This is a genomic window from Methanosphaera sp. A6, assembly GCF_001729395.1.
In the GTDB taxonomy this organism is placed as follows: domain Archaea; phylum Methanobacteriota; class Methanobacteria; order Methanobacteriales; family Methanobacteriaceae; genus Methanosphaera; species Methanosphaera stadtmanae.
On sequence record NZ_MAIF01000161.1, the window covers coordinates 1 to 13329 of the forward strand.

Sequence of the window (13329 nt, forward strand, 5' to 3'; positions counted from 1 at the left end):
TATTTCAGTTGCTTCATCATTTATTTCAATAAAAACATCTATTTTTTCAATATCATCTTCAATTAATTTAAATTCATGTGTTATATTTGATATTTTAAGTGTTGATATTATTTTTTCTAAATTATGTGATGCATCATGACTTATACGATTATTTACTTCTGTATAATATTTTTTTGATATTTTTAAATTGAAATCTTTTTCTGAAATTTCTGTATAATCTTTTGTTAATTCTTCAGTAAGCCTAAGAAGTGTTGAGTCATAAATAAAACTACTATATTCTCTTTTATTTTCATTAATTAAATGTATTATATTTACTGTTCCTTTTTCTTTTTTATCATTCCTATTACATCTACCTGCAGTTTGAATAATACTATCCATCACAGCAAAATCTCTGTAGATTATATCTACATCAATATTTACTCCTGCTTCAATTAATTGTGTTGTAACGATGACTTTTCTATTATTAGATTCTTTAATTTTTTTAATTCGTTCTAGTTTCTCTTTTGGAATTATATTTCCAGATAAATAGTATAATTCTATACCTTCTTCATCAAAATACCCTTGTATATACTCAAATATCTCTGTTGATGATGATATAGTATTTAATACTATCATAATATCTTTATTATTTTCTTGAATTATATCAACTATTTTTTCTTTAAAATCATCAATTGTCATTGGTGTATGATGAAATACATAGTTAACTCTATCAAAACAGTCAAAGTATTTCTGTTCATTAGTAATTAAAGGTAATATTCCATCACTTTCTTTGAAAATTTCTGGTTGAGTAGCAGTCATGAATATAATCCATACATTAAATTTTTTAGACAAATAATCTAATGCTGTTTTGAATATTTGATTATATTTTGCTGGAATAGATTGTGCTTCATCTACTATTATGATAGAATTACTTATATTATGAAATTTTCTTAATGCTTTATTTTTATTTGATATGAGAGTATATGCTAATTGATAAAACGTAGTTATAACTATTTCTGAATACCATCCTTCAAGTAGCATTTCAGCTTTATCTACATCTAATTCAGCTTTTTCAGTAGGATCATCTTGTATTTTCGTAGTTCCATTTTTATTTACCACATAAGATAATTCAGATGTGGAATTATGTTTAATTAAAATATCAGAAGTATCATAATTGGAATAATTTAATATTTTTCTTAATACTTCTTCATTTTGATCAACAATACTTAAAAAAGGCATGGTATATATTATTCGAGGTATAATATTTTTTTCGTTTTTTATTTTTCTTCGTAATTTTAATGCAAAAGAAAATGCACTCATTGTTTTACCAGAACCAGTAGGTAACGTAATTGAATAGATTTTATTGTTTAAATCAATATTTTCAAGAGAACTTGTTAATTCTTGATAAGCTTCTTCTCGAATTTCATTAATACCTTCATATTGACCAAATTTTTCTTGTTTATATAAGTCAACTAAATTAGCATTAAGTTCTTGTCTAGGATATGTCTCAGTGTAAGAAGCATCTAACTTATCACTATCTAATAATACTGAAAATAGTATTAATACATTGAAGTAATTATCAATTCTTTTTTCTCGATATATTATTTTTAAATCTTTTTTAATAACTGATTTAATTTCTTCATATTCTTCTAAAAAATCATCGATGGAAATGTTGTATTTTAAATAAAATTCTTTAAGACTAGATATGTTTCTTGATTTAATATCCTTAATTTGTTCATCAAGATATTGTGGAATTTGATTTATTTTATTAAATTCTGATTTTTCTGTATTATAAACATCTTTTAAATTTCCATGATGATTGATTATACAAATGTAACCTATGATAGGATAATTTAGTTCTTCTTTAATTTCATTTTCTTTTATGTACTTTTTTATCACATAATACCCAAAAATTGCAGATAAAAAGCTATGATATGCCTTTTCACTATTTTCTATTCCAAATAGATGTTTTTGAAAAAAACTGGTGCATTTAGCAAAATCATGACATAATCCAATTAAAAAAGAAAGGGAGGCATAGAAAGAATTATTTTCTATGTTAAGATTTTCAAAGATACTTCTTGAATTTTCTGCTACATTTAACAAATGTTCTGTTAAAGGCTTTTGAGGGTGTGAATAAAGTTCATTAATTTTATCAGTATAAGATAACATTGTCTTCTCCAACTTTATAATATTCACAGGATTCAAGTTTAATAGTATTGCCCATTGATTCATAATAATACTCTAAAAATGAAGTAACACTACGATCATCCTCCATAAAACCTGGTGATTTTATAACACCATAACGTTTTTTAGGTTCTATTTTAATATTACCACTTTCTTTTAATACAACAGAATTAATATCAACATTATTACCTTTAATACTTTCAGTCGAATATATACCTTTACCAACAAGACTAAAATTAGCTAAACATTCAGTTATACCTAAATAAGGTGTATAAACACTTTTATGTTCTTTTAATGTATTATATAATTTATTCATTATTTCTTCATCATCTAAAGATAGATATATTCTATATTTTACATTTTTAAGAAATTCTGCTGGGACTTGTGTTCTTTTTCCATTACCTTTTATTTCAGATAAAAGCATGCTATTTTTAGTATTAATATAATTTAAATTAATTCTGGTTTTTTTAATAGGATTAATGATTTTTAAACCTATTTTACTATTTTCTTTCTGAAATAAATCATAATAGGAATTTCTTGGATAACCAAGTATACCAGCAATAAAACCTGCGATAGTCGTTCGACTAGGAAATGGATATGTTAATGTTGAAGTTGTTGTATATCCTCTTCTGAAATAGGCATAATCCCCCCAAATGTCAAACACTATTAGATTCATAATAACACCTTCTATAATTGAATTTCTTCAGTATCAATTCCTAAAGAGTTTATAGCTTCAATAATAGAATTACTTTCTTCATTAATTGAATTTAAGTTATCATCCACTTTATAATAGATTTTATTTATTTTTTCTGTGTTTTTAGATAAACTATTAAGTAATTGACTGTATACTAAGTTAATTTCATTAATATTTCTAATTTCTTTATCATTTTCAAAGTCATGTTTTATTGATATTTTATTGTTTAAATCACCTATAAAGAAGTTATTTTCAGAATATTCTATTTGTAACAATAATCTTGGAGTTTGACCAAATTTAGATCTTGTAATTAAGTTTTTAGTACCATTCCATATTCCATCCAATAATTTATTAATATCATCTTCTCTCAAATTAGTTGATTTTGCAGCATTTTCATTTATTACTCCATAGAATGCTATAAGAGAATAAGGCAATATGTATTCTTCACGGAAGGTTTTTTGACTTTTACCATCTTTAGAAGCAAAAGCACCAGTTCCTTTTATATATTGCATATCTACTTTGTGTAGTGAGCGACCCATTCTAAACTGAACCGGACCTGTAAGAGTAATGGATCCTGTTTGTTTTTTCTTTAATTTAAGTTCAAGAGGAATTGTACCTCCAAACAAACGTGCATCAATACATTTTTCTAAAATATTATTTTTTAAAGCATTTTTAGCTTCATCAAATGACTCGTAATTTCCTTCAGGTAAATAATCTTCTGCTCTTGTTTTAGCATCCTGAAGTCCACCCTCTTTTCCAGCTTTTTCTTTTACAAATAGTTCTTCATTTGCAAATTCTTCTAAGTAATCTCTTATTGTTCTTTTTAAACGAACATCAGTAACTATGTTAATTTCAGTTTCTTCATCTATACGTGGTTTATTTTCATCCAATGGATCTCCATTAGGATTTGCATCACTTATATCATATAAAAATAATAATTCTGATCTATTCATTTTTATCAGCCTCATCTTTTAATTCAAATGTATCTCCAATTGTAAAGCCTAACACAAAGTAATAACTTACTTCATCTTTTTTTAATTTCCAATTATTTTCTGCTTTTATTAAATTAAGTGTAATTTCCTCTTCTATTTCTTTATAAAAATAGTTATTGCTAGGATTATATTCTGTTAATTTATTAATAGCCATTGTATATATTTGTTTTAATTTATCTTTATCAATATTCAAACCCCATAATTTATTAATAAATGGTGTTGACTCTAATTTTGAATATTGAATTTGTGTAACTTTTTTTGTCAATACACCTAATAAGAAACATGCTTTCTTATCAGGACTTTCTAACATATTTAATATTTCAGTTTCATTCATATTTTCAAAAGGCATTTTTTTACCTCCATTAAATAAGTTCAAGGAATCTAAGAATATGATTAAATGTAAAGCTTTAAATACATTAAATCGCATAATTCCTCCCTTATTATCATAATCACGCCAATTACTTCTAATTTCATTCATGATTTGTTTTAATAGGAATTCATAATCAATTGGTGTTTGATTCATGATTGAATTTACTAGCTCTATATAATATTTATTATTATTTTTAAATGAGAAGAAATCTCTTAATAAGCCTAAATACCAGTTATATTGATTTAATGAATATTTTTTATTTTGATTAGTAATTCTAGTTATAAAATTTCCAACATTTTTATCACCAAATATTAAATTCATATGTTCTTCATTAAATATTGGTAAGTTTTGTGTATTGTGTTGTTCTTTGTAAATCTTATGTAACCAGGATGGAAGAACACTTTCTACATATCCTGAGATATTAAATGAATTATTACTTGCTTCATAATATAAAAACTTAAACTCCAAAATATCATTTAAGTTTTCAATTATTTCTGCAAATTCTTCTTCCTTACTAACAACATCTGAATATTTTCTATGTTCCTCAATATCTAATAAATCATCATATATTTCTTCTAAAACTTTTTCTTTGTTAAAAAATACCATGGGAATTACATAATAACGTAAACCATACTCAGAAAAGCTAAGATATTTTTCAACAAATTTTTTTCCAGCCTCTAAATATAATGCACAACTAGGACATATACTAGATTGTTTCCATTGATTTGAAACGCTGAAATCTGGTACATTACCTGATTTATCTCCAGTTGCAAAGGTTAAACCAATTGAACTTGGAACTAAACCATATACTTCTGTAGTTTTATCACAAAGGTAACATTTCGATGTGCCTTTACTTTTTTTAGAACCTAATTTATAATATTTCTCATTAGCTTTATTTAATAGAATTTCTTTAAAAATTTCATAATCATTTAAATACTTGAAATTTTCATTTAATGAAAATCTAATAGTTAATAAAACATTACGATTATTTTCAGAGTCTATTTTATCATAGACATTAATTATTTCTTCCATGATTTTCTCTTTATTTTCATCTAACATGAGAAAGATATTGTTAATAAATTCATCTTTTTTAGCATTATCCTTAAACCATTTGAAAAATTTTTTATTAAATGTTTTTTCTGGTTCTGTGATTAATGAGGATGGTGAAAGATTTGTACCATTTGAAGATCCTTTTTTATACATGTAATTAATGTTTTTTTGAAGAGTAAACTCTTCTTCTGTAATTTTAAGGTAATTAATATTATTGCCATCAATTATTGTATCAACAAATAATACTTTTTTAGTATTATTGAGTTTATTAGCATCCAAGACAATTTCTATCTTTTCCATATTTTCTTCATGAATCCAGAATTTACCTAATTCATACATACCATTTAACATATCGTTTTCACCTCCTATTATTAATGAAACCCATTCCTAAACTATTTTTTTCGCCTAAACCACAATCAAATAAAAAATTATAAAATTTTCTATCTTCTCGAGCAATATTTTTTTCTAAAACTTTCCATAAGCTACCTATTATAATAAAAGTTTGGTTTTTCATAATTATTCGCATAGATACCTCTCGATTAAATTCAAAAGAATCAAAAAGATCTGATTCTAAGTTTATTTCATCTTGTGTATATGCAGTGTATTTTTTTAAAGCGTTTTCTTTAAGTCTATTAAAGAAAAAATTAAAATCTAATTTTTGATTAAAAGAATAATATCTATTTTCATAATTATTTTCAAACAATACAATAGGTGTTCCAGTGATTATTGAATTAGAACATTTATTATTCTTGATAAGTTTAACTTTATATTTTTCCATATAATATTTATTTAATCTAAATATTTCTAAGTTTGATAATTGATAATATAGTACTTTAATAAACGCACTACTTGGAGATGATATAATTATTGTTTTTAAATTATCTTGTTTAAAGTCACATACTGGAAATATATTGGAAAATGTAAAGAATTTAAAGCCTTTTATATCATGATAGTTTTTAAATTCAGTATCTTTTAACAATGAATATATAAAACCTTGTATATCATATTTACCAATTGCATCGTATTTACAATCAGATAATGGATTGAATTTAATTATTAGTCTCATATTAACCTCCTAATTAAAATTAAAAATTTTAATTTTTTCTTATTATTATAATTTATTTTCTATACTATATAAATATTATTTTTTATTGATTTAAAGAATAAGATTAATAAATTTAAATTTAATATAATATGAAAAATAAAAGAATAAATAAGAGTTTAAAATAGACTAGAAAAATAAATAGTGTGAAAACAATAGTATGAAAACTTGATTTAAAGTATAAATATTTTTAAAATAGACTTAATAGTATACAAATTATTATTAATCCCCTTTTAATACATTATTTTATCTTATTTTTAATTTTAATTATATATTTTCCTATCCAACACGTGATAAACTCATTAAAATCAATAAAAAGTACATATACTTCTTTATATACGTGTTAAAACTTATTTCTTGTATTATTTATTTTATTTTAAGTTATAACAATTGTGGCATTGTCTACCATAACTGTTGATATAATAAAGGGGTCTGCCCATATGTCTTTATTAATTCCATGTTCTTGAAATTTGTATTAAATTTGAATAATTTTGTGAGAACATCCCACTATTTGCTAACATTCTCTTTCTGACCTATATTCATAAAAAAAAATATATTTGTTATCTATAATTTCCCATGTTTGTTTTAATGTATCATCCACCATCTAAGTTTAGTAATATACTTTAATTGAATATAATAAGTAATTATTTTTAGATCTTTTCAACACAAAATCAAAAGTTTAAGTTGTCTAGAAGAGAAATAAGTATTTATAGAATATCTGTTTTTAAGTTTCGTAATAATATCCCTTATACTTTCTAACATTAATATTTATTATATCACATATCACTAATTTAAACTTTATTAACATTCCAATTTTCAATTATATTCCATTTCAAGTGTAAAATCTGATTTTACATTATTAAAATTTAAAAAAAAATATAGTGTGGATATAACTTTTCTACAAAGCCAATCCTATTATTAATATAACCCTCATTATTATAGCCCATAAAAAAAAGCATAAAAATAGGAATAAAGATAATCCCTCTGATGTTCTAATCTCTATTGGAAGTACTTTATTGATATAATCTGGAAATACAGTTAAATGTAGTAGTACAACAAGTATTATCATAACAAATATTAAAATACCACCATGTGTTATACGATATAATACATATATAATCATGATACCAACATTTATTGTAACATCACATATCATACTAATTATAATATATGGTATGGGATATACCCTATCTTCCTCTTTTTTCTCCTCATCTATATAAAAGAAGAATTTTTTACGAAGATAAATTAAAATACCAATATAAATTAAACATATATCATAGAGTGCTGCAATCTTAAAGTAAGCAAATAGTCCTGTTAAATAATATACATAATAACCCATACCACCTATAATTGTACTAATAAGACCTAAAGTTATGAAAAGAGCATATTTATCAAGATATCTTTTTTTACCATACCACATGACATAGGTTTTAATTCCTGTTTTATTATAAAAAAAATCAGATAAAAGAAGTTTATCTAACAAAATAAAAGGAAGGCTTAAAATCACAATTGGAAGAAAAACTACCATAATCATGAAAAATAAACCTGAAATTATGTCCATTATGTCCATCCCCATATGTGTTTAGAACCATTGAGATATGGTTCAACATCTTCTTTAATTTTGTTACCAAAACTTTCACCAAATAGAAATTCATAATAATCATCATGATATTTAACAATATCATCAACGGCAATTTTAGCAGTTTTTGCTATTTTAGGTGATTCTATCTTATCTATTATTTTTAATACTTTTACCATTTTTACTTCAGAATTATCATCTAAATTAATATTAGACTTAGAATCATCTAAAACAATAGAAATATTATCAGATACATTATCAATAAAATCAGTGCCTTTTTTAACACTAGAATTTATAAAATCAACTCCTTAACTTCTTTTAAAAAAATGAATTTTAATTAAAAAAGTGATAATAATAAATCTATAAAATATGCCTTAAAAATATTTTGAATAATAATAAAGATTTTATAAAAGATCCAATAGATTTAGAATTTAAATTTACTTAAATTACATCACCACAATTAAAAATACATATAAAAGATATTTAAGTTACTAAAATAAAAATTAGCAAGTATTTTAACAAGTATTATAAAAAAAATGTATGATTTTAGTATTAAATCCATTTAAAATTAAAAATGGAATTGTTTTAAAATTAAATCTTTTAGGTACTAAAAAAAGTAAAAAAAAAGAAGATATTGTTCTATTCTATACCAAGTAGTTGTGGTACAAAATAACTTATAATCATATCTGCTCCAGCACGTTTTATACTAAGTAGTGTTTCATATAGTAAATCTTCTGTAATGTATCCTTTTTCTATTCCTGCCTGTATCATTGAATATTCACCACTTACTTGGTATGCTATTGTTGGCATTTTAAATGTTTGTTTTACTTCACGTAAGACATCTAAATATGCTAGTGCTGGTTTAACAATAATAGCATCTGTTCCTTCTTGAACATCTAATGCTACTTCTCTAATTGCTTCATTGAAATTTGCTGGATCCATTTGATAGGATTTACGATCACCAAAGCTTGGAGTTGAATCTGCTGCATCCCTAAATGGTGCATAGTATGTGGATGCATATTTTGCTGCATATGAAAATATTGGAGTATTGATATAATCATTTTTATCTAGTGCTTCACGAATTGCACCTACTCTTCCATCCATCATATCACTTGGTGCTACTACATCTACTCCTGCATCTGCATAGCTTACTGCTATTTTTGATAGATATTTTAGTGTTTCATCGTTTTGAACATAGTTATCTTTTATTATACCACAATGTCCATGATCTGTATATTCACACATACAAACATCACCTAAAACAACTAGGTTTGTTTGTTCTTTTAATGCTTTGATTGTTTGTTGAATTATACCATTTTTATCATATGCACTGGATGCTTTTTCATCTTTATAATCTGGTATTCCAAAGAGTATTACTGATGTTAAACCATCATCTTCAAGAAGTCCTGCAAAATCTACTGCATCATCAACAGAATATCTGTATTGACCGGGCATTGTACTTATTTCTTCAGGATTTCCATTTTCTGTTGATTCTTTAATATATAGTGGATATATAAAATCACTAATATCTACACTTGTTTCACGAAACATGCTTCTTATTCTTTCATCTGATCTCATTCTTCTCATTCTTGTAACTGGAAACATTTTAAATCATCTTTTTATTAATTAATTTTTTAAGTTATTATTTAAAATTATATATTTTATTTGTTATTAAGTTTAGTTAGTCTTGTAGTGATAAAAAGTCATAGATTACCTTTGCTGCATTTATACTTGTTGTATCTCCTATTGTATTTGATGAAACTTCAACCACATCAATACCCACTACATTCTTTTTTGAAAGTACTCCAATCATATCCTCCAAATCATATGGTGTAATTCCACATGGTGCTGGTGTTCCTACAGAGGGTGCATATGCTGGATCTAGGACATCAATATCTACTGTAATATAAATGGGTGTATCTATTTTTTCTAATACTTTTAGTATTTCGTTCTTATTTTCTTTAATATCATGATTTGTATAGTATGATATGTTATCTTGTTGTTTTACATATTCATATTCTTCTTTTTGTGCTGATCGTATACCTAGTTGTATTATTTGTTGGGGTTTGTGTTCATGGATTCTTCTAAGTACTGTTGCATGTGAATATTTCTCATCAAGATATGTATCTCTCATATCAAAATGAGCATCAAAATGCACTACTGTTAAATTATGAAAAAGATCCTCATTAAAATCATATATACCACCAAGAACACCATTTGTAATTGTGTGTTCTCCCCCTATTACAATAGGATACAAATCCATCTCAAGGATGGATTTTACAGTATCTTTAATCATAACATGTGTTGTTTCATAATTTCCTGTATTTACAAACACATCTCCAATATCATAACTACAAGCAGTTAGTGAAGTATCAAATGATAAATTATATGATTCAAAATTATATGAAGCTTCTCTAACAGCCTTTGGACCATACCTTGAACCTGCCATGTAACTTGTTGTACTGTCAAATCCAACACCCATAATAGCATAACCTTCCTCTATTTCCTCTTCATTATCTATAGATTTTGAAAAAGCAAAATTCATCATATTATCTGCATAAAAAAACATTGAATTACCACATCCTAATTTCTTTTAAATTATTATAGTAGATATGTATATTATCTAATTCTAATAATTTTATGGAATGTATACTATAATCAACAAAAAAAGAGGTAAAATTAGAAATCAAATAGTGTAGTTTGTCTTGATTTCTTTTTATTATTTTTCTTAGAAGTTTTTTTATCATCAACACTTGTTTTAGATGAAGTTTTACTAGAATTTTTAGGTGATTCTGTCTTATTTTTAGTTGTGGAATTTGAAGATTTTTTAGTTTTTGTAACTTTTTTTGTTGGTGTTGATTTACTAGTTTTCTTTGATTTAGTTGTAGATTTTGTTTTAGAACTATCCTCAACAGTGTCTTTTTTAGTTTTAACTTTAATTTCTTTTTTATTTTTAGATTCTTCTTTAAGTTCTACTTTTTTAGCATCTATTATCTTTTGTTTTTGAATTTCTTTTTCTTCAAGTTCTTGTTCTTTTCTAAGTTTTGTTAAACGTTTTTTCTCTACAGAAGCTGGTATTTTTCTTGATCTGAAAAGTTTTACTTCATCATCTGTTAATTTAAAATATTGTTTTAAATCATATGCTTGTTCATTATCTTTAAACAATTCTTCATAGAATACTAATTGTTTTTCCAATTCCTTAGGAGAAGTATGTAGTTTTAAACTCATCTTCTGTGTTACTTGTTCTTTTAAATTTCTATTTTTTCTTGATTTTGAAAGTTTAGTGTATATTGTTGGTGTTATAATCCTTGAAAACTTCTTATATGTTTGTTTTTTTGCTGCTGCTACTCCTCGTCCCATGAATAAAAAGGCATATTTCCAGTATGTGTAGTTTTGTGTTCTGAATGCTCTTCCCAAATTAACATCAGCAAGAGAAATCATTTCATAAGCCTTTACTATTTCATTTGTTCTTTCATACTCTCTTGGAATATTTTCTGCAATTAATTCTATTAGAAATGGTGGCTGAGTATTAACTCTCATAGCTTCAGCAACATGCTCTGGATTTTTACTTTTTAAAACTGCTACAACAGTATCAAAAATATTTTGTTCACCATCTTTTTTTGCTATAACAGATAAACTATCCTTTGTAATTTTTTTATCATTATCAACAATAGCTTCTAAACTTGTTATTGCAGATCTTAAATCACCATTTGATTCCTTACTTAATGTATATAATGCTTCTGAATCATATTCTATATCTTCTCTTGCACATATTCTTTTTAATTGTGCATTGATTGAATTTGTATGAACTTTTGTAAACTTTATTCCTTGACATTTAGGTTTAATAGAAGTTAAACGTTTACTATATGCATCATTGGCCATTAAAATTATTGGTTGTTTTGAATTCTTAATAGTTTCATTTACTGCACGTGCACCACCAGAATCATCACGTCCACTTATTCCATCAACTTCATCCATTATTAACAATTTATATCCTGAATGAAAAAGACTTCTAGTTTGTGCAGCTTCACCAATACTACTTTTTATAATATCATATGATCTTTTATCACTAGCATTAACTTCTATTGTTTCAGAAAAATATTCTTTTCCAACTAAATGTGCAATTGTGGTTTTTCCAATTCCTGGAGGACCCATTAATAATAATGGTTTTTGTGGAACACCTTTTGACCATTTATTTGCCCATACTTCTATCTGTGCCTTTGCTTTGGCATTTCCAAGTACGTCACCTAATTTTTTAGGTGCATATTTTTCTACCCATTTCAATTTTATGCATCCTGTTTAACTAATAAAAATTTACTTAATAAAGCTTCTAATTGAAGTCTTGGATTAGAACCTTCTCTTATTCTATAATCACATTCACTCATATATTCCATTAATTTTATAAATTCTACTTCTGGAATTAGTTCTTCTTGTGTCATTTGTGCTACTTCTTGATAGAATTGTGTAATTAAATCATCACCACTAACTCCTTCAATAATCATAATATCCCTGAGTAAATCACGTGCTTCCATAAAATCATGATTTAATGCTTTATTAATGATTTTACGAACATCTTTAGGTTTTGCTCTACTTATTACATCATATACTGCTTCTTCTGTTACTGTGTTTTCTGTGGTTGTTGATGCTTGAAGAATGTTAATAGATTTTCTCATATCACCTTGAGTAAAGTAAACAATATTTTCAAGTGCTGATTGTTCTGCTTCTATTCCTTCCTCTGATGCTATGTATTTTAAACGTTTAATGATATTAGCTGCTTTAATTGGTGAAAATCTAAATATTGCACATCTTGATTGTATTGGATCTATTATTTTAGATGAATAGTTACATGATAATATAAATGAAGATGTTTTAGTATACATTTCCATTTCACGTCTTAATGCTTGCTGAGCATCTTTTGTCATGTTATCCACCTCATCAAGGAATATTATTCTAAATGGAGCACCTACAGCTTTAAGTTTACAGAAGCTTTTAATTTCATTTCTTACAGTATCTATTCCCCTTGCATCTGATGCATTGAGTTCAAGGAAGTTTTGTTGCCAATATTCACCTAATAAACTTTTTGCTAATGCAAGAGCACATGTTGTTTTTCCTACCCCTGCAAATCCCGTAAACATTATATTAGGTAATGATTTTTCTTCTACATATCTTTTTAGCCTTCCAACAATTTGTTCTTGTCCTACTACATCATCTAATGTTTGTGGTCTGTATTTTTCTACCCATGGTGTTTTCATGATATTTTTCACCTAATTCATGATTTTATTATTAAGTTCTTTTTTTCTATTTTAAAAAAAATTTTTTAATTAATTATTATATATGTTGATGATTTTTAATATTATTTTAAAAAAAATATTTGTAAAA

11 protein-coding genes are annotated in these 13329 nt (G+C 25.2%); all 11 read right to left on the reverse strand.

Annotation, left to right across the window (positions count from 1 at the left end; genetic code table 11):
- A partial coding sequence (locus A9758_RS07015; protein WP_069776350.1) for a CRISPR-associated helicase/endonuclease Cas3 occupies positions 1–2148 on the reverse strand: 2148 nt, incomplete at its 3' end.
- Positions 2132–2839: a type I-B CRISPR-associated protein Cas5b gene (cas5b, locus tag A9758_RS07020; protein ID WP_011406022.1), complete on the reverse strand. Its 708-nt coding sequence runs from the start codon at positions 2837–2839 to the stop codon at positions 2132–2134. The genes A9758_RS07015 and cas5b, both read right to left, overlap by 17 nt.
- Positions 2840–2850: 11 nt before the next feature.
- Positions 2851–3810, reverse strand: coding sequence for a type I-B CRISPR-associated protein Cas7/Csh2 (gene cas7b, locus A9758_RS07025; protein WP_011406021.1), 960 nt, complete (start codon positions 3808–3810; stop codon positions 2851–2853).
- Positions 3803–5620, reverse strand: coding sequence for a TIGR02556 family CRISPR-associated protein (locus A9758_RS07030; protein ID WP_011406020.1), 1818 nt, complete (start codon positions 5618–5620; stop codon positions 3803–3805). The genes cas7b and A9758_RS07030 overlap by 8 nt, the downstream gene beginning before the upstream one ends.
- 7 nt (positions 5621–5627) lie before the next feature.
- Positions 5628–6335 (reverse strand): CRISPR-associated endoribonuclease Cas6, encoded by a 708-nt coding sequence (gene cas6, locus A9758_RS07035; RefSeq protein WP_011406019.1) that lies wholly within the window; start codon positions 6333–6335, stop codon positions 5628–5630.
- Positions 6336–7269: 934 nt separating this feature from the next.
- Entirely contained in the window at positions 7270–7932 is a 663-nt protein-coding gene (locus A9758_RS07040) for a hypothetical protein (protein ID WP_011406018.1), read from the reverse strand.
- The gene (locus A9758_RS07045) at positions 7932–8129 is read right to left on the reverse strand and encodes a hypothetical protein (RefSeq protein WP_048059691.1); all 198 of its coding nucleotides are present in this window, start codon (positions 8127–8129) and stop codon (positions 7932–7934) included. The genes A9758_RS07040 and A9758_RS07045 overlap by 1 nt, the downstream gene beginning before the upstream one ends.
- 460 nt (positions 8130–8589) lie before the next feature.
- Positions 8590–9555, reverse strand: a complete 966-nt coding sequence (gene hemB, locus A9758_RS07050) for a porphobilinogen synthase (RefSeq protein WP_011406017.1) — start codon at positions 9553–9555, stop codon at positions 8590–8592.
- A 76-nt stretch (positions 9556–9631) separates the two neighbouring features.
- Positions 9632–10519, reverse strand: a complete 888-nt coding sequence (speB, locus tag A9758_RS07055; RefSeq protein ID WP_011406016.1) for an agmatinase — start codon at positions 10517–10519, stop codon at positions 9632–9634.
- 110 nt (positions 10520–10629) lie between these two features.
- Positions 10630–12234 carry a replication factor C large subunit gene (locus A9758_RS07060; RefSeq protein ID WP_011406015.1) on the reverse strand — a complete coding sequence of 535 codons (1605 nt, stop codon included), beginning with the start codon at positions 12232–12234 and terminating at the stop codon, positions 10630–10632.
- Positions 12235–12236: 2 nt separating this feature from the next.
- Entirely contained in the window at positions 12237–13202 is a 966-nt protein-coding gene (locus A9758_RS07065) for a replication factor C small subunit (RefSeq protein ID WP_011406014.1), read from the reverse strand.
- Positions 13203–13329: the final 127 nt, after the last annotated feature.